The following is a 25,271-nucleotide window of genomic DNA, read 5'->3' as shown; positions in this document are numbered from 1 at the left end:
AAGCGTCACCGGCCTCCTCCTTCGCACACGCCTCACCCGGGGGAGGTGGTTCCGAGGGCCGTCGAGCGTGCCGGCCCTCGCGTGCCGTACCGAACTCGTGTCGTAGTACGTCAATTTGATGGTTAGCCAATCACCCTCAGGACCGGGCAGTGCCCGCATCCGGGCCGGATTCGTGCGCGACAATTCCTCCCACGGTCCAAGGGGTTTGACGGAAGGCGGAGTCCCGAAGTGGCGGTCCAGGAGGCTCGGCAATGCGGCGGTGACTGCGTGCACGGCGCGCGGGACGGGCACCGGCGCGCGGTGGCGGCGTTCCTCGCCCAGCGGGACGGGCTCGCCGCCGGAGAGGGGCTGCCCGCCGCCCTCGCCCATTCCGCCGGGGCCTCGCGGCAGTGGGTGTCCGACGAGTTGACCCAGTCCGCCCGAGCGGTCGCCGAACGCGGCCGCGAAGCCGGATTGAGCTGGCCGGACCGCGTGTGGCGGGCCACCCTCGCGACGGTCTGGGGCGGCGTGGTCGCCCTCGCCCTCGCCGAGGCGTCCACCGCCGTCGGAGCGGGATGGACGCCGGCCCGCACCGCCGGGCTCCTGGCGGCCCTCGCCGTCGCCGTGCTCCTGACGGTCACGGCCCACCTGTACCGCTCGGGCGGCGGCCTGCTCGCCCCGGTGCTCGGGGAGGACAACCGCCTTTCCACCTCGCGCGCGGTCGCCGCGGCCTGGGTCCTGCTCGCGCTCTTCACGACGCTGGTCCTCGCCCTGCGGCTGGCCGCCGCATCGGAGGCCGCCGAGCGCGCCAGGGTTCTGCACGGTCTCGAACTGGCGCGCTGCGGCGGCCTGTTGACCGTCGTCTTCCTCACCTCGTCGATCGCGGTCCTCGTCCGCCGGGTCGTGACCGTGCGCATCCACGGGCAGCGCCTCCAGAAGGTGCGGGCCGACCGCCCGCGCGGCGCCGACCTCCTGGCCGACGACGCGGGCAGGGGCAGCCTCGCGGACGCCCAGTACGTGGCGGTGAGCCTGGTCGCGCTCCTCTTCGCGGTCGTACGCCTGACACGTCGGCCCGAGCAACTCCCGGACCTGCCCTGGGGGTTGGCGGTTCTCGTCGTGGTCTCGGCCGCGACGTACCTCGCCGCGAAGTACGCGGAGGGCGGCCGCCCGGTGGTCCTGTCCGTCGTACGGGCCCGGGAGGCGGGCGATCTGGACGCGCCCATCAGGACCGGGGACGACATCGAGATCCGGGGCGTGGGCTTCGTGCCGCCGGGCGCCGGCACCCCGGACCGGCTCGCGCGGATGGTGGTGCGCATCGGCGCCGTCCACGTCCACGTCCCGCTGATCCCGGTCCCCGGCGGCTTCGCCAACCCGACGGACACCCTGCTGACCGTGCCCGTGCCGGTGGACGTCGAGGCGGGGCGGGTGGAGGTGCGGGTGGTGACGGCCGCGGGAGTGGAGACGAACGGGGTGCTGGTGGAGGTCGCGGAATAGCGGCCCGGCCCTGCCCGGCGCCGCTCCTGCCACGGTCCGCCCCGGCCCCGCGCCGCGGCGCGCGGGAGGCTACCGGTGCGGGATTGAGACACGCGTTCCCCCCGTCCGTATCGTCTGGTGACAGGTGAATCGGATGGAGGCGGGATCAGCCATGGCTCATGGACATGCGACCGGGGTGCGGACCGGGGCGGACCGGGCCCAGGGGTGGCGAGCGACGGCCCGCACGTATGCGCTGGTGCCGCTGCGCGTCTTCCTCGGGGTGACGTTCATCTACGCCGGCCTCGACAAGCTCACGGACAGCGCGTTCCTGCACGCGAGCGGGACCGGCTCCATCGGCGAGCTGATGCACGGGGTGCGGGACAGCTCGGCGATCCCCGCGCTCGTCGACCTCGCCCTCAAGAGCCCGGTCGGCTTCGGGTACGCCATCGCGCTGGGCGAGCTGGCCGTCGGCATCGGCACGCTGCTCGGCCTGTTCGGGCGGCTCGCCGCGCTGGGCGGGGCCCTCATCTCGCTCTCCCTGTGGCTGACGGTGAGCTGGCAGACGACCCCGTACTACTACGGCAACGACCTGGCCTACTTGATGGCCTGGCTGCCGCTGGTGCTGGCCGGGACACCCTTGCTGTCCGCCGACGCCTTCCTCGCCAGACGGCGCCGCCGGAACCCGTAGTCCACCCAGCTCACCAGCGACGCGATCCCGAGCCCGCCGCAGATCAACGGGATCACCACCGGCGACGGTGTGTTCCACCGGCCCGCCGCGTCCCCGGCGAACAGCACGGCGGTGGCGATCAGGGCGAGCCCTGCGACGACCCGGCCGGGGCGGAACTCATGACGCTGCACGGTCCACCTCCGCCTGGCCGACGGCGACCGCGAGATGCAGATCCAGGGTGCCGGCGGCCGCGGCGCCGGCCGGCGGTGCCAGCGTCGTCGTGCGCTTGTCGTCCGCCGAGACCCGCAGGTCGTCCGGTTTCTCGCCGGGCAGCCGGATGTCGGCGAGGCCCAGGTCGAAGGTCACCTTCACGGTCACGTCCTTCGGTACGACGACCTTGGCGCGGCCGGCGCCGACCTCGGCGCGGGTCGTGAGCGTCCGGCCCGCGGGCACGGCGATCCGGCTCAGGTCGAGGGTGGCGACGCCGGTGCCGAGGCGGTACTCGGGCCGCACCTCGCCGATCGCGGCCGGCGCCCACCCGGTGCGCACCCAGTGCGCGTCGATGGTCTTGGGGAGCGCGGCGGAGCCGGCGAGCAGGGCGGCCGTGAGCACCGCGAGGAACAGGGTGCCGAAGCCCGTACGGCCGAGGAACGAGCTGAGGAGCAGGCCGAGCCCGAACACGGCGAGCGCGGCCGCGAACCCGGTCTGGAGGCCGGTGCCGAGCGGCTGGTGGCCCCAACGGGCGCCGAGGCCCGCGCCGAAGGCGAGCAGCGCCGCGAGGAAGAGGAGGCCGCCGATGGGGCGCGGTCCGCGGCCGGCGCGGACAGCCGCCTTCGCGGCCTTGCCGGCCTTGGGGGCCGGCACCGCGAACGTGTCCGCCGGGCCCCACAGGTAGCCCGTGGCGACCGGCCCCGTGGTGCCGTCCTTGATGATCGGGTCCCGCCACCAGGACGGCGGGGACGGCGCGGGCGGAGCCTTCGTCTCGGGCGGCGCGTCCGCCGCGGCCTGGGCGGCGACCGGGTCGAGCGGGGTGTCCGCCGGGGCCGCGGAGCGGCGCTGCGACCAGACGCCCGCGCCCGCGGTGAGCAGGACGAGCAGCACGGCGAACGTCATCACCGGGCCGTTCCTCAGCATCGTCAGGAAGATCCCGCAGCCGGCCAGGGCCATCAGGACGGCGACGAGCGCCGCGCCCTCGACGCGGCCGGTGAGCAGGCGCCGGGCCTCGTTCTCGTCCTCGCCGTCGAGCGGCAGCAGCAGCCAGGCGAATCCGTACAGGACCAGGCCGAGGCCCCCCGTGGCCGCGAGCACGCCGAGCGCGATGCGGAAGATCACCGGGTCGAGGTCGCAGGACCGGCCGAGCCCGCCGCAGACGCCGCCGATGACCTTGTTGCGGCTGCTGCGGCGCAGCTGCGGGGGCGCGGGGGCCGGGTCGGGCGGCGCGGGGGGCGTCTCGGTCGGCGTGCTCATACGGACACCTCGGTCGGCGTGCTCATACGTACATGGTGACGGCCCCGCGCGGCACACGGCACCCGCCCCGACCCTGGCCTCACCCTGATTTCGCCCCCGAGGGGAGAGGCCGGCCCGGGAGGGGAGAGACCGGCCCGCGACGGGTCGGGCCGGCCCGCGGCTGAGGCCGGCCCCCGGGGGAGAGGGTGTCCCCCGGGAGGGGGAGGTGGCCTCCCCCTCGTGCGGGGGCCGGCCTCAGGGAAGCCTGGGGGCCAACCCTGATGCTCCGGTGGCCGTGGCCGTGTGACGATCGGGGCATGCCAGTCGCCACCCCCCGCCTGTCGTCGCCGCCCGAGGCCGACGAAGCGCCGGTCCGCAAGCTGTACCGCTCCGCCGAGGGGCGGATGCTCGGCGGCGTCGCGCGCGGGCTCGCAGGGCACCTCGGCCTTCCGGTGGTGTGGGTGCGGATCGTCTTCCTCGGGCTGCTGTCGGTCAACGGCCTCGGGGCGCTCCTGTACGCGGCGTTCTGGTTCGTGGTGCCGCTGGGGCTCGGCGGCACCACGACCGGGCAGCGCTCCGCGTTCGAGGTGAGCGCGGACGGCCGGCGCAGACTGCGCAAGCCCGACAAGGGGCAGATCGTCGCGCTGATCGCGCTGGTCTTCGGCGCCACGATCTTCGCCTCCAAGGTGGACGTGGGCGGCTGGGCCAACCCGTACGTCCTGCCCAGCCTCCTCATCGGCGTCGGCGTGATCCTGGTGTGGCGCCAGGCCGACAACGCGCGCCGGGCCCGCTGGACCGAGGGCGCCCGCCGCAGCCGGTGGCTCCCGGTGGCCCGGGGGCTCGCCGGGGTCGCCCTGGTGGGCACGGGCCTGACCGGCTTCGTCGTGGTCAACGGCTCGGCCGCCCAGCTCGGCAACGTCCTGACCGCGGCGATAGCCGTCCTCGCCGGCATCGCGCTGCTCGCCGGGCCCTACCTGGTGCGCATGACTCAGGACCTGTCCGAGGAACGCCTCATGCGCATCCGGGCCCAGGAGCGGGCCGAAGTCGCCGCCCACGTGCACGACTCGGTGCTGCACACCCTGACCCTGATCCAGCGCAACGCGGAGAACGTCGGAGAGGTGCGGCGCCTGGCCCGCGCCCAGGAGCGGGAGTTGCGGGCCTGGCTCTACAAGCCGGAGGGCACCGGCAAGGACAAGGAGGAGGAGCCCCAGACGCTCGCCGAGGCCGTGAAGAAGGCGGCGGCCGAGGTCGAGGACAAGCACGGCGTGCCCATCGAGGTGGTCGTCGTCGGCGACTGCCCGCTGGACGACGGCCTGTCCGCACAGATGCAGGCCGCACGCGAGGCCATGGTGAACGCGGCCAAGTACGGTGGCGAGGGAGGCGCCGTCCAGGTGTACGCGGAGGTCGAGGGCCGCACGGTCTTCGTCTCGGTGCGCGACCGGGGACCCGGATTCGACCTGGACGCGGTGCCCGGCGACCGGATGGGCGTACGAGAATCAATCATCGGCCGGATGCAGCGCAACGGCGGTACGGCCAGGCTGCGTTCGGTGCCCGGCGGGGGCACGGAGGTCGAGTTGGAGATGGAGAGGGCACAGGGATGACCGAGGAAACGACAGGCCGCCACGTCAGGGTGGTCCTCGTCGACGACCACCGGATGTTCCGCACCGGGGTCCAGGCGGAGATCGGCCAGACCGCGACCACGGGCGTCGAGGTGGTCGGCGAGGCCGCCGACGTCGACCAGGCGGTCACGGTCATCACCGCGACCCGCCCCGAGGTCGTGCTGCTCGACGTCCATCTGCCCGGCGGCGGCGGCGTCGAGGTGCTGCGCCGCTCGGCGGCGATGATGGCCGACGCCGAGAACCCGGTGCGCTTCCTCGCCCTGTCCGTCTCGGACGCGGCGGAGGACGTGATCGGGGTGATCCGCGGCGGCGCCCGCGGCTACGTCACCAAGACCATCACCGGCGCCGACCTCGTGGATTCGATCTTCCGCGTGCAGGACGGCGACGCGGTGTTCTCGCCGCGCCTGGCGGGCTTCGTCCTGGACGCGTTCGCCTCCACGGACGCGCCACCGGCCGACGAGGACATGGACCGCCTCACTCAGCGCGAGCGCGAGGTGCTGCGCCTGATCGCCCGCGGATACGCCTACAAGGAGATCGCCAAGCAGCTGTTCATCTCCGTCAAGACGGTCGAGTCGCACGTCTCGGCGGTGCTGCGCAAGCTCCAGCTCTCCAACCGCCACGAGCTGACCCGGTGGGCGACGGCACGACGACTGGTCTGACCGGCTGATCGGCCGATCGGAGCCTGCGGTTCACCCGCGTAAAACCATGGCAAAACCGGCAACCCGGGCGCGCTCATGTCACTCTTGCCGGACGTGATGAGCCTGACCGGAACGCCCTTCTTCGTCACCACGATCGTGGTGGCCGCGCTCGCCGTGCTGGTGCCGCTGCTCATGTGGCACCGGGTCGGCGGGCCGGTCGTGGTGCGCGGAGCCGTCCGGCTCTTCATGGTGGTCGTCGCCCAGGCGACGGCGGTCCTCGTGGTGTTCGTCGCCGTCAACAACGCCAACGGCCTCTACGACACATGGGGCGACCTGCTCGGCACCGACAGCCATGTCGCCGCCGCCCCCAATCTCGGCGCCGACGGCACCGGCGGGCGGCGCATCGCCCAGGAGCCCCGCGTCAAGCAGGCCTTCGCGCCGGCCGGCGACCCGGACATGGGGCCGGGTGTCCAGGTCACGCGGCTGACCGGCCGGGTCTCCGGGGCGGAAGGCGAGGTGTACGTGTGGCTGCCGCCGCAGTACGACGACCCGGCGTACCGGAACAAGGACTTCCCCGTGGCCGAGCTGCTGCCCGGTCATCCCGGTTCGGCCCGGGACTGGTTCACCAATCTCGATGTCGCCGAGCAGCTCCGACCGCTGATGGCGGACGGTGAGGTCAAGCCGTTCATTCTGGTCGCGCCGCGCACCGCGCTGCTCGCCGGGGGGCAGGACACCGGCTGCGCCAACGTGCCGGGTGTCGTCAACGCCGACACCTGGCTGAGCGTGGACGTCCGCAAAATGGTCACCGACACCTTCCGTGCCGTCACCGGAGCCGACGGCTGGGCCGTCGCCGGGATATCGGCCGGCGCGCACTGCGCGGCCAAACTCGCCGTCGAGCACCCCGACCGCTACCGCGCTGGCGTCGCGCTGTCCGGCTACAACGACCCGGCCGCCGAGCCCGACTCGATCACCGCCGGCGATCCGGTGCTGCGGCGCACGAGCGACCCGCTGTGGCTGCTCACCCACGCCGGCCGCGCGCCGCGCACCTCCCTCTACCTCACCGGCCAGCCGGGCGACGGCTACGAGGACGGGCTCGCGCTGCACGCCGCCGCCAAGCCGCCCACCGAGGTGTGGGTGCGCAAGACCGGCGGGGGCCATCTGAACGTGGTGTGGAAGCCGCTGGTGCCGCGCGTGTTCCGCTGGCTGTCCGGCCAGGTGGGCGGGGTCAGGGCCGCCGCACCCCGGGACGCGGGAAGGTCCCGGGCCGGGGCGGGCGCCGACCCCGGGACGGGCGTCCGCAGCGCGCCGACCGAGAAGCCCGCTGAGAAGCCCGCTGAGAGGCACGCCGAGAAGTAAAGGGCGCGAGGCATCACCTTTTGGTAAAACGCTGGCAAAGAGGGCAACTGGTGTTCACGGCCTGCCCTCTTCGGGGGCGTGATGAGCCTGACCGGAACCCCCTTCTTCGTGGCCGCGATCCTCGCGGCCGCGGCCGCCCTGCTGCTGCCCCTCCTCCTGTGGACCAGGATCGGCGGTCCGGCCCTCGTGCGCTGGGTTTCGCGGCTCCTCATGCTGGGCTTCGCCCAGGTCACCGCGATCCTCGTGGTCTTCCTGCTCGTCAACAACGCGAACGGCCTGTACGACACCTGGGACGACCTGCTCGGCGGCGGCGACCACGTCAACGCGGCCCCCGACCTCGGCCCCGACGGCACCGGCGGCATGAACACGGCGACCGAGCCCAAGGTGAAGCAGAAGTTCGTGCCGTACACGAACAAGGTCGGCAAGGGCGTCATGAAGACCACGCTCAAGGGGCAGGTCTCCGGGGTCGAGGGCGAGGTGGCGGTGTGGCTGCCGCCGCAGTACGACGACCCCGCCTACCAGGGCAAGACCTTCCCCGTCGTCGAGCTGCTGCCCGGCTACCCGGGGTCGATAGGCGCCTGGTTCGGCACCCTGAAGTCGCAGGAGCAGCTCACGCCGCTGATGGAGCGGGGCGAGGTCGCGCCCTTCATCCTCGTCTCGCCGCGCACCACGCTCCTGAGCGGCAAGGACACCGGCTGCGCCAATGTGCCGGGCGTCGTCAACGCCGACACCTGGCTGAGCGTGGACGTCCGCAAGATGGTCACCGACAACTTCCGCGCCACCCCCGGCGCCGACGGCTGGGCCGTCGCCGGGTACTCGGCGGGTGCCCACTGCGCGGCCAAGCTCGCCATCGAGCACCCCGACCGCTACCGGGCCGGCGTCGACCTGTCCGGCTACAACGATCCGGCCGCGGAGAAGGACTCGATCACCGCGAAGGACCCCAAGCTCCGCGAGGAGTCCAACCCGCTGTGGATCCTCAAGCACGCGGCGGCCCCGCCCCGCGTCTCGCTGTTCGTCTCCGGTGAGCAGAGTGACGGCTACAGCGACGGGCTCGCCCTGAAGAAGGCCGCCAAGGCGCCCACCGCGGTGACGGCGGTCAAGCTCAACGGCGGCGGCCACGCGAGCGCGGTGTGGAAGGCCCAGGTCCCGGACGTCTTCCGCTGGCTGACCAAGGAGATGGGCGCAGGCGCGCGACCGGCCGTCGGACGCGGGGTCTGACGGATCGTCAGGTACCGAGTCGGTCCGCGAGTCGCGTCACGCGGGCCGTACCGCCCCGGCGAACGGCATCTCGTCGATCGGCGCGACCCGCACCGGAGCCCCCGGATGCGGCGCGTGGATCATGTTGCCGCCGCCGATGTAGAGCCCGACGTGGCTGATTCCCGCGTAGAAGAAGACCAGGTCGCCCGGGGCGAGATCGGAACGCGAGACCCGGGAGCCCGCGGTGATCTGCGTGTACGTGGTCCGCGGCAGCTGCACCCCCGCCGAGCGCCAGGCGGCCTGGGTGAGCCCCGAGCAGTCGAAGGACGAGGGGCCCGTCGCGCCCCAGACGTACGGCTTGCCGAGGGCGCCGTAGGCGAAGGCGACGGCGGCCGCGGCGCGCGAGCTGGGTGCGGCCACGACGGGCCCGCGCGGGAGGTCGGACGCCCGGCTGGCCCGGACGTCGGCGGGCGCCGCGTCGGCCCCCTCGTAGGCGGCCCGCTCGGGCTTGCTCAGCTGGGCGAGCAGATCCTCGGCCGAGGTGATCTTCGACTGGATGTCGCTCTTCTGCTGTCGCAGCGTCGACTGCTGCCCGCGCAGCTCGGTGAGCTTGGTGTCGGCCGTGGAGTGCAGCCGGTCGAGTTCGGAGAGCTGCTTGCGCACCCCGGCGACCGCGATCGCGGTCCGGTCCCCGGCGTGCTGGGCGAGCGCGGCGTCGTCCAGGTACCGCGTCGGGTCGGACGACAGGAAGAGCTGGAGCTCAGGAGCGACGGTCCCGCTGCGGTACTGCGCGGCCGCGAGGGAGCCGAGCGCGGTGCGCGCGGTGTTGAGCTGCTCCGTCTTGCGCGCCGCCTCGTCCCGCAGCGCGTTCAGCGCGCGCTCGGCCGCGTCCGCCTTCTGCTTCGTCCCGTCGTACGCCTCCGTCGCGACCTCCGCGTCGTGGTACAGCTGGTCGACCTTGGCCTTCACCTGCGCCGGTGTGAGCTTCGGATCCGCGTGCCCGGACCCCTCGAAGAGGGTCGCGGTGGCCGCGGACGCCAGAGCGAGCGTCGCGGCGGTGCGGGCGGCGGGACCGGTGAGCGGATGCTGCCTGGGCTTGCGGTGCGCAGCCACGAGGGCCTTCACGTCCTTCCGTACGGCGGTGCTTCCGGGCTGCGGCACCCCGGGAGGGGAACCCGTTCCGACGACGGACCGCACAGGGGGAGCGGCCCGCCGCCGGACCTTTCGGCGGGGTGACCGACAGCCGCCCAGTGGTGCGACGGCGGTGGGGAGTCGGCCACCTGGGGGAGGACGCTAAACCTGGGCGACACGGCCCAGCGAGGTCATGACGGGAAGTGCCGCTTTCCGGCGCTGCGCTGACCACTTTTGACCGGAGCCGGGGCGTTGGCCCCCGGACTGTGCGCCTGCTGTGACCGAAGTGCCCGTTGGGCCCCACCCGCCGCAGAGAGCCTGATAAGCGGGAATTAGGCTCCGGCCCATGGACGTACTCATCAATGTCGTCGTCGGCCTGCACATCATCGGCATCGCCGCGCTGCTCGGCGGATTCCTCACGCAGATGAAGGCGATGAGCGCGGGCACCGCACGCTTCGTCCCCGGGATGCTGCACGGCGCCCTGACCATGCTGGTCACCGGTGTCGCCCTGGTCGGACTGAGCCAGGCCAACGGCGAGACGGTGAACACCCTCAAGATCGGTGTGAAGCTCGCCGTCCTGATCGTCATCCTCGGCCTCGTCTATGTGAAGCGGGACGACGAGAGGATCGAGAAGGGCGTCTTCGGCGCGGTCGGTGCCCTCACCGTGGTGAACATCTTCATCGCGCTGCTCTGGCACTGAGACGCTCCTCCGGCGCCGAGACCCGGTTCACGCCCGGGTTCCCGAAGGCGGGGGCACGGTGTCAGAGGGGCGGCCTAGACTCGGGAGACGATGAGCAGCCTCTTTGACGACAGCTTCCTGGCGGACCTCCAGCCCTCGCAGGAGGAGCACCCGCCGCCCCCCGAGGAGTCGCACGCACCCGAGCCGGTGCCGGACGACCTGTTCGGGGGCCGGTTCGACGCACCCGTGGACCGCGACGCGTACTACCGCGGCGGCGCCCCGCGTCCCGCGATCGACGCGGCGGCGCTCCTGGAGGGGCTGAACGAGCAGCAGCGCGCCGCCGTGGTGCACGCGGGCTCGCCGCTGCTCATCGTCGCAGGCGCCGGCTCCGGCAAGACCCGGGTGCTCACCCACCGCATCGCCCACCTGCTCGCGACCCGCGGTGTGCACCCCGGCCAGATCCTCGCGATCACCTTCACCAACAAGGCCGCCGGCGAGATGAAGGAGCGCGTCGAGCAGCTCGTCGGGCCGCGCGCCAACGCGATGTGGGTCATGACCTTCCACAGCGCGTGCGTGCGCATCCTGCGCCGCGAGTCGAAGAAGCTGGGCTTCACCTCGTCGTTCTCGATCTACGATGCCGCCGACTCCAAGCGCCTGATGGCCCTGGTCTGCCGCGACCTCGACCTGGACCCGAAGAAGTTCCCGCCGAAGGCGTTCAGCGCCAAGGTGTCCAACCTGAAGAACGAGCTGATCGACGAAGAGACGTTCTCGGGCCAAGCTGCGGACGGGTTCGAGAAGACGCTCGCCCAGGCCTACACGCTGTATCAGGCGCGCCTGCGCGAGGCCAACGCGCTCGACTTCGACGACATCATCATGACCACGGTCCACCTGCTCCAGGCCTTCCCGGACGTCGCCGAGCACTACCGGCTCCGCTTCCGGCACGTCCTGGTCGACGAGTACCAGGACACCAACCACGCCCAGTACACGCTCGTACGGGAACTGGTGGGCCCCTCCGGCGAGGCGCAGGCCCCGGCCGAGCTGTGCGTGGTGGGCGACGCCGACCAGTCGATCTACGCCTTCCGCGGCGCGACGATCCGCAACATCCTCCAGTTCGAGGAGGACTATCCGAACGCGACGACGATCCTCCTGGAGCAGAACTACCGCTCCACCCAGACGATCCTGTCCGCCGCCAACGCGGTGATCGAGCGCAACGAGGGCCGCCGCCCCAAGAACCTGTGGACGGACGCGGGACCGGGCGCCCAGATCGCGGGCTACGTCGCCGACACCGAACACGACGAGGCGCAGTTCGTCGCCGACGAGATCGACCGGCTCACCGACAAGGCCGAGGCCAAGGCGGGTGACGTCGCGGTCTTCTACCGCACCAACGCGCAGTCCCGCGTATTCGAAGAGATCTTCATCCGCGTCGGCCTGCCCTACAAGGTCGTCGGCGGCGTCCGCTTCTACGAGCGCAAGGAGGTCAGGGACGTCCTGGCCTATCTGCGCGTCCTGTCCAACGCCGAGGACACCGTCCCGCTGCGCCGCATCCTCAACGTGCCCAAGCGCGGCATCGGCGACCGCGCCGAAGCGATGATCGACGCGCTGTCGCTGCGCGAGAAGATCAGCTTCCCGCAGGCGCTGCGCCGCGTCGACGAGGCGTACGGCATGGCGGCCCGCTCGGCCAACGCCGTCAAGCGCTTCAACACGCTGATGGAGGAGCTCCGTACGATCGTGGACTCCGGCGCCGGGCCCGCGGTCGTCCTCGAAGCGGTCCTCGAACGCACGGGATATCTGGCCGAGTTGCAGGCCTCCACCGACCCGCAGGACGAGACCCGCATCGAGAACCTCCAGGAACTGGCCGCCGTGGCCCTGGAGTTCGAGCAGGAGCGCGGCGAGGAGGAGGGCACGGGCACCCTCGCCGAGTTCCTGGAGAAGGTCGCCCTGGTCGCCGACTCCGACCAGATCCCCGACGAGGACGAGGACGGCTCGGGGGTCATCACCCTGATGACGCTCCACACCGCCAAGGGCCTCGAATTCCCCGTCGTGTTCCTCACCGGCATGGAGGACGGCGTCTTCCCGCACATGCGCGCGCTCGGTCAGGCCAAGGAACTCGAAGAGGAGCGCCGCCTCGCGTACGTCGGCATCACGCGCGCCCGCGAGCGGTTGTACCTCACCCGCTCCTCGATGCGCAGCGCCTGGGGCCAGCCCTCGTACAACCCGGCGTCGCGCTTCCTCGAAGAGATCCCTGCGGCGCACCTGGAGTGGAAGCGGACCGGGCCGATGGCCGCGCCCGCCGGCCCGATGTCCAGCAAGTCGCTCGGCGGCGGCATCGGCAGTTCGCTGTCGTCCTCGCGCTCCAAGTCGGGCCCCTCGGGCTTCGCGACCCGGCGCGGCGGCGCCGACAAGCCGGTGATCGCCCTGTCGGTCGGCGACCGCGTCACTCACGACCAGTTCGGCCTGGGCACCGTGATGACGGTGACGGGCTCCGGCTCGGACGCGCAGGCCACGATCGACTTCGGCGACGAACGCCCGAAGAAGCTGCTGCTGCGGTACGCGCCGGTCGAGAAGCTGTAGTCGAGAGGTCGTAGGCGGGGCGGGCCGGGGTTTCCCGGCCTACGTCGGGTCCGGGTCGTCCACCCACGTCGGTCCGGGCCGTCCACGTCGGTCCGGGCCGTCCACGTCGGTCCGGGCCGTCTACGTCGGGTCCAGGCCGTGGCTGCGCAGCCACGGCAGGGGGTCGATCGACGAACCGCCGTGCGGTCGCACCTCGAAGTGGAGGTGCGGCCCGGTGGAGTTGCCGGAGCTGCCCGAGTACGCGATGACCTCGCCGGCTTTCACCGGACCCGAACGGATCTTGGTGCTGGACAGGTGGCAGTACCAGGTCTCCGTGCCGTCGGCGCCCGTCACCATCGCCATGTTGCCGTAGGCGCTGTTCCACTGGGTGCGCACCGTGCCGTCGATCGCCGACATCACCGGCGTGCCGAACGAGACCGGGAAGTCGATGCCGGTGTGCACCGACATCCAGTTGACGCCGGCCTGCCCGTAGTAGGCGCTCAGCCCCTTCTGCGTCACCGGCAGGACGAACTTGGGGCGCGCGGCCTCCTTGGCTGCGGCCGCCTCTTCCTTTTTCTTCTTCTCCGCGTCCTGGCGGGCCTTCAGGTCGATACGTTCCTGCGTCCGGCTGGCCCGGTCGGCGAAACTGCTCGCGTCGGCGCTGAGATTGGCCAGCTGGGTGTCGAGGTTCTTGTTGGCGGCGACCGGCTTGACCGAGGCCGGGTCGGACGCGGCCGCCACGGCGGAGCCCTCGTCCTTGCCGCCGCTCAGCCCGCCCACCGAGGCCACCGCGACACCGGCGACCCCCATCACGCACACCGACGGCACCGCGACGGTCAGCAGCGCCGAACGCTTGGCGGGGGTACGCCGCCGACGGTTGCCGGCGCGCCGCGCCTCGGCCCGTGAAGCCGCGACCGTCACGGCGGGAAGCTCCGCACTCTCGTCGGGCCCGTTGGTCGCGCCGGTCCCCTCGTCGACCGCGTCACCGAGCTCCACCTGGGGGAACTGGGCGGTCTCGTGCGGGAGTTGGGGCGCGGCGGGCTGCGCGGCCGGGGCGTCGGGGGGTGTCGGGGCGGTTGGCGTGGCGTTCCACGCGGTGGCGTCGTAGGCCCCGGTGTCGGCGTGGGTGCCGGGCACCGCCCACTGGCCGGTGGTGTCGTACGCGGAGGCGAAGACGCCGGCATCGTACGGGCCGGTGTCCTGCGCCTGGGTCCAGGCACCCGCGTCCCACTGGCCCGTGGTGTCGAAGCTGCCCGTGTCGAACTGGCCGGTGTCGAAAGCGCCGGTGTGCGTGGCGCTGCTGTGCGTGGCACTCGTGTGGAACGCACCGTTGGGGAAGGCGCCGGTGTTGTCCGTGGTCCCGGCGTGCAGGGCCCCGGTGTTGAAACCGCTCGTGTCGAACGTGCCGGTGTCGAACGTGCTCGTGTCGAACGTGCCGGTCGCGCCGTCCGGTTCGTACGCCGTCGCCTGGGCCGGAACCGTCCACTGGCCGGTGCTGTCGTACGGGGAGGCGAAGGCATCGGTGGCGAAGGCGCCGGTGTCGAACTGGCCTGCCCGGCCTGTCGCGTAGCCGTTCTGCGCGGCGGGCCCGGCCGGACCGGGGGAGGGGTTCCCCATCGCGCCGAAGAGGGGATCGACGTCGAAACCGCCGGTGCTGTGCGTGCTCGGCGCGTGGGGGCCGTTGCCGCCAGGGCCGTTGCTGCCGCTGAAGTAACCGTCGTGTCCGACGTACCCGGCGTGGGCGTGCTGGTCAGTCACCAACTTCTCTCTCGCCTCGGCAACAGAACCTGCGGCCGGGGTCCCCATGGGGGTGGGGGTCCCGGGGGCAGCAGTGGCGTGACTGTACCCGGCGGTACGCGACAGCGACAATCTTCGGGGGGCTTCGCGCTTGCGGGAAACGGGCAATCGGCCGCCTTTCGGCGGACTATGGGCAGAGCCTTGGCCCTGCGTTCGAGGGACGTTCGAGATGTGGGCGATGTGTTCGGGATGCGATCAGGCCACGCGGCGGCGAGGCCCGGCGGGCCCCGGGCCTGGGGGTGGTGTGCTCAGGCCACCGAGAACGCGTCCTGGTCGGCCGATTCCGGCTCCCCCGCGGTCAGCGCTTGCCGCACTCCCGCGGCGACGGCCGGGTGAACCGGCATGGCCAGGTGGCCGATTCCCGTCACCCTGACGTTCTGGACGAGCAGATCGGGGTGGTCGACGCGGGCCGTTCCGACCGGGATCATCAGCGTGTCGAGGTCGCTCCAGAAGCTCACGAAGCGGGTACGGATGCCGGGCGCGGGAGCGCGTAGCTCCTCGACGAGGTCCGAGCCGGGACGCATCTGCCGCACGATCGGATGCGCGGGCGCGAGGTGCGCCGAGCGCGTCCCTGAGTGCGGGGTGCCCAGGGTGATCAGCGTACGGACCCGGGCGTCCCCGCCCAGGCGCTGCACGTAGTAGCGGGCTATCAGGCCGCCCAGGCTGTGCCCCACCACGTCCACCTCGCGGTGGCCGGTGCGGGAGCAGATCTCCTCGACGTGCCGGCCGAGCAGCTCGGCGGCGACCCTGATGTCGACCGTCAGCGGCGAGTAGTTGAGGGATTCGAGATGCCGCCAGCCGTGCCGGGCCAGCGAGCGGCGCAGCAGCACGAAGACGGACCGGTTGTCGATGAAGCCGTGCAGCAGGATCACGGGCGGGTGCGACCTGCCGGATGTCGGCAGCTGAGGGGTGGCCGCGGGATCGGCCACGGGGTGGCGCTCGGGGGTCAGGCCGGACGGATAGAGGAGCAGGTGCCCGGCGAGCACGGCCAGGTCGAGCGCGGTGGCCCGGATCAGCGCCGCGGACAGCCAGGCGCGGCGCAGGAGCGGCGGCAGGGCGAGCGGTAAGAGCGACATGACCGGCACGGCGGCGACCTCCCGAATGACATACGGAAGGCCACTCCGTCCCCCGTATGCCGTCATGGGGCTCCGCGGGAGAAGGGCCGCAGCCGGACCGGCCCCAAAGAGCGAGGGCCGGACCACCGTGCTGCGCGGCTGGCAGCACGGTGGTGCGGCGCCTTCGTAGCGGCTCCCCTTGCGCCGTGCCCGACCGGACGGAACGGCCCGCCGACTGCTGCCGAGGGCCGACTCGTGCGGGTACGGTGCAAAACGAACGTGTCCCACGTGTGATTTCCCCCTCCCTCCCCACCGCGAAACGGCGGGTTGCGGGATGCTGTGGATAACGTTCGTTCACTTCCCCGGCTCTTTGGCGCGGGGTGCGCAGGTGGGACATGTGGAGGCAGTGATGGGTGTAACTGGTCCGATCCGCGTGGTGGTGGCCAAGCCGGGGCTCGACGGTCACGACCGCGGGGCCAAGGTCATCGCGCGGGCGCTGCGTGACGCCGGCATGGAGGTCATCTACACCGGGCTGCACCAGACGCCCGAGCAGATCGTGGACACCGCGATCCAGGAGGATGCCGACGCGATCGGCCTCTCCATCCTCTCGGGGGCGCACAACACGCTGTTCGCGAAGGTGCTGGAGCTCTTGAAGGAGCGGGACGCGGAGGACATCAAGGTGTTCGGCGGCGGGATCATTCCTGAGGCGGACATCCCGCCGCTGAAGGAACTCGGTGTGGCGGAGATCTTCACTCCCGGAGCGACTACGACGTCGATCGTGAGCTGGGTGAACGCGAACGTCCGCCAGCCGGCAGGGGCGTAACCCAGCTGCCCGGGATCGGGCGGCCCCGGCCCCCGACGCGTTCGCCCACCCTGCCGCCAGCCGGCAGGGGCGTAACCCAGCTGCCCGGGATCGGGCGGCCCCGGCCCCCGACGCGTTCGCCCACCCTCCCCCAAGCTCCTCATGAGCAGGGGGGGACCCCATGACGGGCTGAGGTTGCCTCTGCCGAGCCCCGTCAGGGGCGCGGGGAACTGCGCGGGAAGCGGGCACGGTCCGCACACGACGGCGGGTTCAGGGGCGCGCGGCACGGGCCGGGAAGGGCCGGGGGTTACGCGCCGAGTTCTCGCCGCATCGCCGCCCGCAGCGACAACGTAGCCACCAACCGTTGAAACGCCTCCGCCCAATACCCCCCGGCCCCCGGCGACGCCCCCTCCTCCTCCGGCGGCGTAGCCGTCAGCGCCTCGAGCCGGGGCGACTCCGAGGGATCGAGGCAGCGCTCCGCCAAGCCCATGACCCCGCTGAAGCTCCACGGGTAACTGCCCGCATCCCGCGCGATCTCCAGCGCGTCCACCACGGCCCGCCCCAGCGCCCCGGCCCACGGGACCACACAGCCCCCGAGCAACTGGAACGCCTCCGACAACCCGTGCGCGGATATGAACCGGGCCACCCAGTCCGCCCGTTCGTCCCGCGGAAGGACGGACAGGAGCTTGGCCCGCTCGGCCAGGGAGCCCGTGCCGGCGCCCTCGCCGGGCGGCGCCGACGGGGCACCGAGCAGCGCGCGGGACCACTCCGCGTTCCCCTGCCGCACGGCCGCCCGGCACCACGCCGCGTGCAGCTCCGCACCCCAGTCGTCGGCCACGGGCAGCGCCACGATCGCGTCGGCCGCCCGTCCGCCGAGCCGGGCCGGCCAGCTGTCGAGCGGGGCGCACTCCACCAACTGACCGAGCCACCAAGACCGTTCGCCCCGCCCGGCCGGAGGCCTGGGAGCGATCCCGTCCCGCTGCATGTCGGCGTCGCACTCGTGCGGTGCCTCCACCGATATCGCCGCCCCGTCGCCCGTCCGGTCCAGGGACACGCAGGACGCCGCGCGCCGTGCCATCCGTCCCGCCAGCGCGGAGCCGGGCAGCGCCGAGAGCAGCTCCGCGGCGGTCGCCCGTACGTTGCGGCTCCGGTCGGCCAGCGCCCGTTCCAGGAACGGCTCGTCCGACGCGGAGAGGCCGCCCCGCAGCGAATCCAGGAACATCAGCCGGTCCTCGGCCCGCTCCGTCGTCCATGTCCCGGCGAGCAGCACCCGCCCCGCTTCGGGGTCGTGTGCCCGTACCGCCGCAAGCAGCGTCACCCGCTCGGCGAACAGCCCTTCCTCCCACAGGAGTTGTACGGCGCCGGTGTCCCCGGGGTCGGGCAGGGCCGCGCCGCCCGACGTGCCCCGCAGCGCGAAGCGCCACTCCGGGTTGAACCTGGCCAGCCACAGGCCGTACGGCCCCGCGAAGGCGAGCGCCTGAGGACGCAGATCGGTGCGGGCGCGTGCCGCGTCGAGCAGCGCCGGCATGAGCGCCGCCGGCGGGCGCAGGCCCCGCTCGTTGGCGATGGCCAGCCATTGCGGGAGGAGCTCGCCGAGATCGGGCGCGGTCCCGCGCCGGCCTCCGGCGTGGGCGGGCGCGGAGCGGTCGGCGAGAAGCAGCGCCAGGCGGCGCCGGGCCGCGTCCGGCAGTGCGGGGCGCCCGTCGGGCGGTGCGGGGGTCGGGCGACCGGCGGCCGTCGCCGGAAGCAGTCCCGCCCTGCGCCGTACGGTCTGCCTCGCCGCGGCCCCGAGAAGCTCCTCCGGAGCGCCGGTCGCCGGGCGCCGATCGGTCCCGAGGAGCGCCGCCGTCACCAGCTCGTCCCACGAGCAGGAGCCCGCGTCGGCATCACCGGTTCCGGCGTGTGCGTCAGCGGCGTGTGCGTTAGCGGCATGTGCGTCAGCGGCGTGTGCGTCAGTGGCGTGGGCATCGGTGCCATGGGCGTCAGCCGTATCGGCGGTATCGGTGTCGACGTCGCTGATCGTGGTGGTGCTGGTCATGGGCTCCCTCGTTCCGTCCGTGTCCGTGTCCGTCTCCGTGTTCGTCTCCGTTTCTCGGCCGTCGGCGGAGAGGCCGGCCGGCCTCTCGGCGGCTGGGGCCTGCGCCGCCCCGCCGTTTCCGGCTCGCCCCGCGGCCCGGCCCTTCACGTCAACGCCACCGCTTCCACCCCGCCTTCGGGCCACACCGCCAGCGGCGTGAAGCCCCGGTGTCCGCATTCGCCGAAGACCGTCACCGGCGCGCCGCCGGACACCGACAAGAGCTTCCACGGGCCGGTGCGGGCCGGCCCCGACGACGGAGTCACCGGCAGCGCCAAGTCGCCCTTGGCGTCAGCCAGTTGCCACCCGTCGCGATCGTTCTCCGGCGGCACCGGTATCACCTCGGTCAGGGTCACCGGGCACGCTTCGAGCCAGGGGTCGTCCAGCAGCGCCCGGCCGTACCGCTCCATCGCCTCGGCCGTCGTGCCGCCCGGTGGCGGACCGTCGGCCGCGACCGGGTCCGCGTGCCGCTCGCCGAGAGCGGCCCGCACCCGGCCCGCGCCCGGGTACGGCGTCAGGTCGGCATCGATCGCCCGGCCGACGGGCAGCGCGATCGCCGGGGCCCGGCCCGCGGCGCCGAAGTCCAGGATCAGCGCCGAGCGGCCCGACTCCCTTCCGTACAGCCAGATCCGGCGGGTGGTGAGCTTCGCGTCGGCCGTGTCGTACTGGGCGAGGACCTGCCAGCTGTCGCGGATCGCGGGGCCCCGGGGCGCGGTGGGCGCGCCGACCCGGGAACGCACCGTCGCGGCGAGGGGCTCGGGCAGCGCGTCCCGGCCGAGCCAGGCCCGGTCGAGCAGATGCAGCAGGGCGCACTCTTCGAGCAGCCGCGTCGGCCACCCCGTGCCCGAGCCCGGTATCGCGCCCAACTCCCTTACACGCACCGCGAGTCCGGGTGCCTGGGCGTCGACCATCCGGGCCGCCGTCTCCTCCCACAGGCGGTACCCGGGCCGCTCCGCCGTGGCGAGCCCACCGCGCAGCAGATCCGAGAGCCGCTGCTCCAGCTCGACCGACCCCGAGGTGATGCGCTCCGCCCGCCTCTCGGCCCTGCGCCGTGCCCCCTCGGGATCAACGACACCGCTGCCCGCGGCCGTTGTGTCCGGTTCCCTCTTGTCGCCCGTGCCGCCCGCCCCCGCGCGCCCGCGCCGCGCGAGCCACTGCTCCGCCCATTCCGGTGGCGCCCCGTCCGGCACCACCCCCTCGGCGCCCTCCGACCAGCGCAGCAGCAGCCCCAGCGCGTGTTTGCACGGGAACTTCCGGCTCGGGCAACTGCACATGTAGGCGGGGCCACTTGTGTCGACCACCGTCCGGTACGGCTTGCTGCCGCTGCCTTTGCACAGGCCCCACACCGCCCCCGATCCGTCGCATCCGCTCCCCGACCACGACCCGGCGGCGCCGAGCCTGCTTCCCGCCGTGCGTGACGCATCGTCAGGTGCCAGTGCGAGCACCTGCTCCGTCGTCCAGCGGACCCCCTGCTGAGTCATGTTCCGAAGGTACGGGCGACCACTGACAATCGCCCCTGACCTGCGGGAAAGCCCTCTCGGGCGCTGATTGTCAGTGGCGTGGTGCACGGTTGGAACACAAGCCGGTCGAACGTGTCGAACGATCTGGAGGGGGAGCCATGACCGTGTCCGAAAACGGGTCCGCGGCAGCATCCGAAACCGAGCCCGCCCGCGCCGATTTCCCTGTCGCGTACCGCGCCGATTCCCATGTCCAGCCGCGCGCCGATTCCGACGCCGAGCCGCACGCCGATTCCGACGCCGAGCCGCACGCCGATTCCGACGCCGAGCCGCACGCCGACTCCCGTGCCGCCGCGCGTCCCACGTCGCGTGGGGAGGACGTATCGCGTGGGGAGGCGGCGGCGCAGGAGGCCCTGCGTCCGCACGCCGAGCACGCCTTCGCGGACGAGCTCGCGGCGCTCGCCGCGGCCGACGACCGCCCGCGCCCGGCCCGTTGGCGGCTCTCGCCGTGGGCCGTGGCCACCTATCTGCTCGGCGGCTCCCTGCCCGACGACACCGTGATCACCCCCAAGTACGTGGGCCCGCGGCGCATCGTCGAGGTGGCCGTCAGCACGCTCGCCACCGACCGGGCCCTGCTCCTGCTCGGCGTGCCCGGCACCGCCAAGACCTGGGTGTCGGAGCATCTCGCGGCCGCCGTCAGCGGCGACTCGACCCTTCTCGTGCAGGGCACCGCCGGCACCCCGGAGGAGGCGATCCGCTACGGCTGGAACTACGCCCAGCTGCTGGCCCACGGCCCGAGCCGGGACGCGCTGGTGCCGAGCCCCGTCATGCGGGCCATGGCGCAGGGCATGACCGCGCGCGTCGAGGAGCTGACCCGCATCCCGGCCGACGTGCAGGACACGCTGATCACGATCCTGTCCGAAAAGACGCTGCCGATCCCGGAGTTGGGGTCCGAGACGCAGGCGGTGCGCGGCTTCAACCTGATCGCCACCGCCAACGACCGCGACCGCGGCGTCAACGACCTCTCCAGCGCCCTGCGGCGCCGCTTCAACACGGTGGTGCTGCCGCTGCCCGCCACCGCAGACGCCGAGGTGGACATCGTCTCGCGCCGGGTCGATCAGCTGGGCCGCTCGCTCGACCTGCCGGCCGTCCCCGACGGCATGGCGGAGATCCACCGCGTTGTCACCGTCTTCCGTGAACTGCGGGACGGGGTGACCACCGACGGCCGCACCAAACTCAAATCCCCTTCGGGGACGCTCTCCACGGCCGAGGCGATCTCCGTCGTGACCGGCGGCCTCGCGCTGGCCGCCCACTTCGGCGACGGGGTGCTCAGGTCCGGCGACGTGGCCGCCGGCATCCTCGGCGCCGTGGTGCGCGACCCGGCGGCGGACCGTGTCATCTGGCAGGAGTACCTGGAGACGGTGGTCCGCGAGCGGGACGGCTGGAAGGACTTCTACCGGGCCTGCCGCGAGGTGTCCGTATGACCACGCCCGTGCCGGGCACCGTCCCGCCGCGCGGGGCGGGGCCGCTGCTGCTCGGGGTGCGCCACCACGGGCCCGGCTCCGCGCGGGCGGTGCGTGCCGCGCTGGACGCCGCACGGCCGAGCGCCGTCCTCGTCGAAGGCCCTCCCGAGGGTGACGCCCTGCTGGCCCTCGCCGCCGACGAGGCCATGCGGCCGCCGGTCGCGCTGCTCGCCCACGTCGTCGACGATCCGGGGCGGGCCGCGTTCTGGCCGCTGGCCGAGTTCTCCCCGGAGTGGGTGGCCATCCGATGGGCCCTGGCCCACGGTGCACAGGTTCGCTTCATCGATCTGCCCGCCGCCCACTCGCTCGCGATGGAGGCCGAACCGCCGGCGGGCCCCGCAAGCGGTCAGGACCCCGAGGGCGGGGACGGCCGGGTGCAGCCCACGGATGCCCCGGACCCCGCAGCACCCGCCCCCGCAGCACCTGCTCCCGGAGCGCCCGAGGCCGCTGCCCCCGCAGGTCCGCCGGCCTCCGCGCCCGCCGGGAGCGGCCCGTTGATCGATACCGCCCACCCCGCCCACCTCGTCGACCCGATCGGCGTGCTCGCCGAGGCCGCCGGATACGACGACCCGGAGCGCTGGTGGGAGGACGTCGTCGAGCACCGGGACGCCGTGGGGGACCCGCGGGCCCCGTTCGCCGCGCTCGGCGAGGCCATGACCGCGCTGCGCGAGGCGTACGGCGACGGAGGCCACCCGCTCGACCTCGTCCGCGAGGCCTACATGCGGCAGCAACTGCGCGCTGCGACAAGGGAGTTCGGGTCCGGCGAGGTCGCCGTGGTCTGCGGGGCCTGGCATGTGCCTGCCCTCGCCGGAAGGTTCACCGTCGCCGCCGACCGCGCCCTGCTCAAGGGGCTGCCCAAGGTGAAGGCGGACATGACCTGGGTGCCCTGGACGCACCGCAGGCTCGCCAGGCGCAGCGGCTACGGCGCGGGGATCGACTCGCCCGGTTGGTACGGGCATCTGTTCAGCGCCCCCGACCGGCCGGTCGAGCGGTGGATGACCAAGGTGGCGGGGCTGCTCCGCGCGGAGGACCGCCAAGTCTCGCCGGCCCACGTCATCGAGGCCGTCCGGCTCGCGGGGACGCTCGCCGCGATGCGAGGCCGCCCGCTGCCCGGTCTCGCCGAGACCACGGACGCCGTGCGGGCCGTGATGTGCGACGGCTCCGACGTGCCGCTCGCCCTGGTCCAGGACCGCCTCGTCGTGGGCGACGTGCTCGGCGAGGTGCCCGACGCGGCGCCCGCCGTCCCGCTCCAGCGCGACCTCGTGCGGACGCAGCGGAGCCTGCGGCTCAAACCGGAAGCGCTGGAGCGGGAGGTGGAGCTCGATCTGCGCAAGGAGACCGATGCGGGGCGCAGCAGGCTGTTGCACCGGCTGCGGCTGCTCGGCATCGGCTGGGGCGAGCGGACCCAGGCCCGCTCCACCGGCACCTTCCGGGAGAGCTGGCGGCTGCGCTGGGAGCCCGAGCTGTCGGTGCGGGTCGCCGAAGCCGGAGTGTGGGGCACCACCGTGCGGGCCGCCGCCACCGCGAAGGCGGAGTCGGACGCGGTCGCCACGACCTCCCTCGGTGCGATCGCCATGCTCGCCGAGCGCTGTCTCGCGGCCGAACTGCCGGACGCGTTGGGGGTGGTGATGCGTGCCCTGGCCGACCGGGCCGCGCTCGACACGGACGTCGCCCACCTCGCGCAGGCCCTGCCGGCCCTCGCCCGCACCCTGCGCTACGGCGACGTCCGCGGCACTCCCGCCGCCGGCCTCGCCGAGGTGGCGGCGGGCCTCGCCGAGCGCATCTGCGTGGGCCTGCCGCCCGCCTGCGCCGGCCTCGACGCGGACGGCGCGGCCGAGATGCGTACGCACCTCGACGCCGTCCACGCCGCGATGGGTCTCCTCCCGGATCCGCCCGGGTCGGCAGCGGCCGGGCTGCGCGGCCGCTGGGCCACGACGCTCGCCCGGCTCGCCGCGCGGGACACCGTGCCCGGCGTGATCCGCGGCCGCGCGGCACGGCTGCTGCTGGACGACGGACGCATCGAGAGCGAGGAAGCGGCCCGGTACATGGGGCTCGCGCTCTCGCCGGGCACGGCGCCCGCCGACGCGGCCGCGTGGATCGAAGGGTTCGTCGGCGCGGCCTCCGGCGGCATGCTGCTGGTACACGACGACCGGCTGCGGGCCCTGGTGGACGGCTGGCTCACGAGCGTGGCACCGGAGGCGTTCACCGACGTACTGCCGCTGCTGCGGCGGACGTTCGCCGCCTACGAGGCCGGCGTGCGGCGCACGTTGGGAGAGCTGGTGCGGCGCGGCCCCGCGCCGCGCACCGCGCCCGGTGACGCCGCCGCCCCCGGATTCGGCGCCGGCCTCGACGCCGCGCGCGCCGACGCCGTACTGCCGCTCATCGGCCTCCTCCTCGGCCGGACCGGCACCACTACGACTCCCTCCACGACTCCCACTACGACTCCCTCTGTGACTCCCGGCGACATGAAGGGGATTGACGCCCTTGCCCCACCCGACGGCCCCCACGGACCCGGCGACCTCGATGGCCCGAGCAACCTTGAAGGCTCCAACAACCCTGTGGGGGTGGGCAGATGACGACCAGCATGCGACCAAGTGACGACGAGCGGCTGCGGCGCTGGCGGCTGGTGCTCGGCGGGGAGCCGGGCGCCGAGGGAACCGGCCGCGCGCTCACCGGACAGGACGCCGCGATGGACGGCGCGCTGGCCGCCCTCTACGGCGGCGCACAGAACACGGCACAGAACGCGGCCGATGGCGCGGCCCGGAGCGGGGCCAAGAGCCGCGGCGGGCTCGGGGCGTCCGCGCCGTCCGTCGCGCGCTGGCTCGGCGACATCCGTACGTACTTCCCGAGCTCCGTCGTGCAGGTCATGCAGCGCGACGCCATCGAGCGGCTCGGTCTCGCCGCGCTGCTCCTGGAACCGGAGATGCTGGAGGCCGTCGAGGCCGACGTGCACCTCGTCGGCACCCTGCTGTCACTCAACAAGGCGATGCCCGAGACCACCCGGGAGACCGCCCGAGCCGTGGTGCGCAAGGTCGTCGAGGACCTGGAGAAGCGGCTCGCCACCCGCACCCGGGCCACCCTCACCGGCGCCCTCGACCGCGGCGCCCGCGTCAGCCGGCCCCGCCACCGCGACATCGACTGGGACCGCACGATCCGGGCCAACCTCAAGAACTACCTGCCCGAGCACGGCACGGTCGTGCCCGAGCGGCTCGTCGGGTACGGGCGGGCGGCGCAGGGCGTGAAGAGGGACGTCGTGCTCTGCGTCGACCAGTCCGGGTCGATGGCCGCGTCCGTCGTCTACGCCTCCGTCTTCGGCGCCGTGCTCGCCTCGATGCGCTCCATCGCGACCCGCCTGGTCGTCTTCGACACCGCCGTCGTCGACCTCACCGACCAGCTCGACGACCCCGTGGACGTCCTGTTCGGCACCCAGCTCGGCGGTGGCACCGACATCAACCGGGCCCTGGCGTACTGCCAGTCGCAGATCACCCGTCCCGCCGACACCGTGGTCGTGCTGATCAGCGACCTCTACGAGGGCGGGATACGGGACGAGATGCTGAAGAGGGTCGCCGCGATGAAGGCCGCGGGCGTGCAGTTCGTGGCCCTGCTGGCACTCTCCGACGAGGGCGCCCCGGCCTACGACCGCGAGCACGCCGCGGCGCTCGCCGCCCTCGGCGCCCCGGCCTTCGCCTGCACCCCGGACCTGTTCCCCGACGTGATGGCCGCGGCGATCGAGCGCAGGCCGCTGCCGATACCCGAGGCGTGAGGGAGGTCATACCGGGGCGCGCCCCGAGCAGGTGATCTGTGACAGGTATCACCGCCCAGGTGTGA

General features: G+C 73.2%; 18 protein-coding genes. 12 read left to right on the top strand and 6 right to left on the bottom strand.

Features of this window, described 5'->3' with window-relative positions:
- The first annotated feature begins 228 nt into the window (after window positions 1-228).
- Complete coding sequence (locus OG432_RS12555; RefSeq protein WP_328310819.1) at window positions 229-1,473, top strand: hypothetical protein; 1,245 nt, start codon at window positions 229-231, stop codon at window positions 1,471-1,473.
- A gap of 151 nt (window positions 1,474-1,624) precedes the next feature.
- Entirely contained in the window at window positions 1,625-2,140 is a 516-nt protein-coding gene (locus OG432_RS12550; RefSeq protein ID WP_328310817.1) for a DoxX family protein, read from the top strand.
- Between the two features lie 156 nt (window positions 2,141-2,296).
- On the opposite strand, the gene OG432_RS12545 is transcribed toward OG432_RS12550, so the two are convergent.
- Window positions 2,297-3,586 (bottom strand): PspC domain-containing protein, encoded by a 1,290-nt coding sequence (locus OG432_RS12545; RefSeq protein ID WP_328310816.1) that lies wholly within the window; start codon window positions 3,584-3,586, stop codon window positions 2,297-2,299.
- A gap of 296 nt (window positions 3,587-3,882) precedes the next feature.
- On the opposite strand from OG432_RS12545, the gene OG432_RS12540 reads away from it, so the two are divergent.
- The 4 genes from OG432_RS12540 to OG432_RS12525 all read left to right on the top strand — a co-directional run bounded on the left by OG432_RS12540 (window position 3,883) and on the right by OG432_RS12525 (window position 8,396).
- A complete protein-coding gene (locus OG432_RS12540) occupies window positions 3,883-5,166 on the top strand; it encodes a PspC domain-containing protein (RefSeq protein ID WP_328310815.1) in 1,284 nt (427 codons plus the stop codon).
- Complete coding sequence (locus tag OG432_RS12535; protein ID WP_328310813.1) at window positions 5,163-5,843, top strand: response regulator transcription factor; 681 nt, start codon at window positions 5,163-5,165, stop codon at window positions 5,841-5,843. Before OG432_RS12540 ends, OG432_RS12535 begins: the two co-directional genes overlap by 4 nt.
- Window positions 5,844-5,918: 75 nt before the next feature.
- Window positions 5,919-7,178: an alpha/beta hydrolase gene (locus tag OG432_RS12530; protein WP_328310812.1), complete on the top strand. Its 1,260-nt coding sequence runs from the start codon at window positions 5,919-5,921 to the stop codon at window positions 7,176-7,178.
- A gap of 81 nt (window positions 7,179-7,259) precedes the next feature.
- Window positions 7,260-8,396, top strand: coding sequence for an alpha/beta hydrolase (locus tag OG432_RS12525; RefSeq protein WP_328310810.1), 1,137 nt, complete (start codon window positions 7,260-7,262; stop codon window positions 8,394-8,396).
- Window positions 8,397-8,432: 36 nt separating this feature from the next.
- On the opposite strand, the gene OG432_RS12520 is transcribed toward OG432_RS12525, so the two are convergent.
- Window positions 8,433-9,488: a C40 family peptidase gene (locus tag OG432_RS12520; RefSeq protein WP_328315083.1), complete on the bottom strand. Its 1,056-nt coding sequence runs from the start codon at window positions 9,486-9,488 to the stop codon at window positions 8,433-8,435.
- 364 nt (window positions 9,489-9,852) lie between these two features.
- On the opposite strand from OG432_RS12520, the gene OG432_RS12515 reads away from it, so the two are divergent.
- Both OG432_RS12515 and pcrA read left to right on the top strand, forming a co-directional pair.
- Window positions 9,853-10,206, top strand: coding sequence for a hypothetical protein (locus OG432_RS12515; RefSeq protein ID WP_328310808.1), 354 nt, complete (start codon window positions 9,853-9,855; stop codon window positions 10,204-10,206).
- 90 nt (window positions 10,207-10,296) lie between these two features.
- Complete coding sequence (gene pcrA, locus OG432_RS12510) at window positions 10,297-12,756, top strand: DNA helicase PcrA (protein ID WP_328310805.1); 2,460 nt, start codon at window positions 10,297-10,299, stop codon at window positions 12,754-12,756.
- 120 nt (window positions 12,757-12,876) lie between these two features.
- Here pcrA and OG432_RS12505 read toward each other — a convergent pair whose 3' ends face one another.
- The gene (locus tag OG432_RS12505) at window positions 12,877-14,541 is read right to left on the bottom strand and encodes a M23 family metallopeptidase (protein ID WP_443058378.1); all 1,665 of its coding nucleotides are present in this window, start codon (window positions 14,539-14,541) and stop codon (window positions 12,877-12,879) included.
- A gap of 239 nt (window positions 14,542-14,780) precedes the next feature.
- On the bottom strand, window positions 14,781-15,608 hold the full coding sequence (locus OG432_RS12500) for an alpha/beta fold hydrolase (protein ID WP_328310801.1): 828 nt from the start codon (window positions 15,606-15,608) through the stop codon (window positions 14,781-14,783).
- A gap of 388 nt (window positions 15,609-15,996) precedes the next feature.
- Here OG432_RS12500 and OG432_RS12495 point away from each other — a divergent pair, with 388 nt between their 5' ends.
- On the top strand, window positions 15,997-16,410 hold the full coding sequence (locus OG432_RS12495) for a cobalamin B12-binding domain-containing protein (RefSeq protein ID WP_328310799.1): 414 nt from the start codon (window positions 15,997-15,999) through the stop codon (window positions 16,408-16,410).
- A 286-nt stretch (window positions 16,411-16,696) separates the two neighbouring features.
- Here the strand turns inward: OG432_RS12495 and OG432_RS12490 are convergent, their stop codons facing one another.
- Both OG432_RS12490 and OG432_RS12485 read right to left on the bottom strand, forming a co-directional pair.
- Window positions 16,697-18,427 (bottom strand): DUF5691 domain-containing protein, encoded by a 1,731-nt coding sequence (locus tag OG432_RS12490; protein WP_328310796.1) that lies wholly within the window; start codon window positions 18,425-18,427, stop codon window positions 16,697-16,699.
- 143 nt (window positions 18,428-18,570) lie between these two features.
- Window positions 18,571-19,944, bottom strand: a complete 1,374-nt coding sequence (locus tag OG432_RS12485) for an SWIM zinc finger family protein (protein WP_328310794.1) — start codon at window positions 19,942-19,944, stop codon at window positions 18,571-18,573.
- A 137-nt stretch (window positions 19,945-20,081) separates the two neighbouring features.
- Here OG432_RS12485 and OG432_RS12480 point away from each other — a divergent pair, with 137 nt between their 5' ends.
- Genes OG432_RS12480 through OG432_RS12470 form a run of 3 tightly spaced genes read left to right on the top strand, consistent with a single transcriptional unit; the run spans window position 20,082 to window position 25,206 of the window.
- Window positions 20,082-21,404, top strand: a complete 1,323-nt coding sequence (locus tag OG432_RS12480) for an ATP-binding protein (RefSeq protein ID WP_328310793.1) — start codon at window positions 20,082-20,084, stop codon at window positions 21,402-21,404.
- Window positions 21,401-24,019 (top strand): DUF5682 family protein, encoded by a 2,619-nt coding sequence (locus OG432_RS12475; RefSeq protein WP_328310791.1) that lies wholly within the window; start codon window positions 21,401-21,403, stop codon window positions 24,017-24,019. The genes OG432_RS12480 and OG432_RS12475 overlap by 4 nt, the downstream gene beginning before the upstream one ends.
- The gene (locus OG432_RS12470) at window positions 24,016-25,206 is read left to right on the top strand and encodes a VWA domain-containing protein (protein WP_328310789.1); all 1,191 of its coding nucleotides are present in this window, start codon (window positions 24,016-24,018) and stop codon (window positions 25,204-25,206) included. The genes OG432_RS12475 and OG432_RS12470 overlap by 4 nt, the downstream gene beginning before the upstream one ends.
- The last annotated feature ends 65 nt before the right edge of the window (window positions 25,207-25,271 follow it).

The sequence above is a fragment of the Streptomyces sp. NBC_00442 genome (assembly GCF_036014195.1).
Taxonomy (GTDB): domain Bacteria; phylum Actinomycetota; class Actinomycetes; order Streptomycetales; family Streptomycetaceae; genus Streptomyces.
Note: the sequence above shows the minus strand (reverse complement) of the source record. Positions and strands in the feature narration are given on the sequence as shown.

Coding starts and splice junctions, on each gene's coding strand:
- OG432_RS12550 (WP_328310817.1), top strand. CDS start 1,625: ATGGCTCATGGACATGCGACCGGGGTGCGGACCGGGGCGGACCGGGCC.
- OG432_RS12545 (WP_328310816.1), bottom strand. CDS start 3,586: ATGAGCACGCCGACCGAGACGCCCCCCGCGCCGCCCGACCCGGCCCCC.
- OG432_RS12540 (WP_328310815.1), top strand. CDS start 3,883: ATGCCAGTCGCCACCCCCCGCCTGTCGTCGCCGCCCGAGGCCGACGAA.
- OG432_RS12535 (WP_328310813.1), top strand. CDS start 5,163: ATGACCGAGGAAACGACAGGCCGCCACGTCAGGGTGGTCCTCGTCGAC.
- OG432_RS12530 (WP_328310812.1), top strand. CDS start 5,919: ATGTCACTCTTGCCGGACGTGATGAGCCTGACCGGAACGCCCTTCTTC.
- OG432_RS12525 (WP_328310810.1), top strand. CDS start 7,260: ATGAGCCTGACCGGAACCCCCTTCTTCGTGGCCGCGATCCTCGCGGCC.
- OG432_RS12515 (WP_328310808.1), top strand. CDS start 9,853: ATGGACGTACTCATCAATGTCGTCGTCGGCCTGCACATCATCGGCATC.
- pcrA (WP_328310805.1), top strand. CDS start 10,297: ATGAGCAGCCTCTTTGACGACAGCTTCCTGGCGGACCTCCAGCCCTCG.
- OG432_RS12505 (WP_443058378.1), bottom strand. CDS start 14,541: ATGGGGACCCCGGCCGCAGGTTCTGTTGCCGAGGCGAGAGAGAAGTTG.
- OG432_RS12500 (WP_328310801.1), bottom strand. CDS start 15,608: ATGTCGCTCTTACCGCTCGCCCTGCCGCCGCTCCTGCGCCGCGCCTGG.
- OG432_RS12495 (WP_328310799.1), top strand. CDS start 15,997: ATGGGTGTAACTGGTCCGATCCGCGTGGTGGTGGCCAAGCCGGGGCTC.
- OG432_RS12490 (WP_328310796.1), bottom strand. CDS start 18,427: ATGACCAGCACCACCACGATCAGCGACGTCGACACCGATACCGCCGAT.
- OG432_RS12485 (WP_328310794.1), bottom strand. CDS start 19,944: ATGACTCAGCAGGGGGTCCGCTGGACGACGGAGCAGGTGCTCGCACTG.
- OG432_RS12480 (WP_328310793.1), top strand. CDS start 20,082: ATGACCGTGTCCGAAAACGGGTCCGCGGCAGCATCCGAAACCGAGCCC.
- OG432_RS12475 (WP_328310791.1), top strand. CDS start 21,401: ATGACCACGCCCGTGCCGGGCACCGTCCCGCCGCGCGGGGCGGGGCCG.
- OG432_RS12470 (WP_328310789.1), top strand. CDS start 24,016: ATGACGACCAGCATGCGACCAAGTGACGACGAGCGGCTGCGGCGCTGG.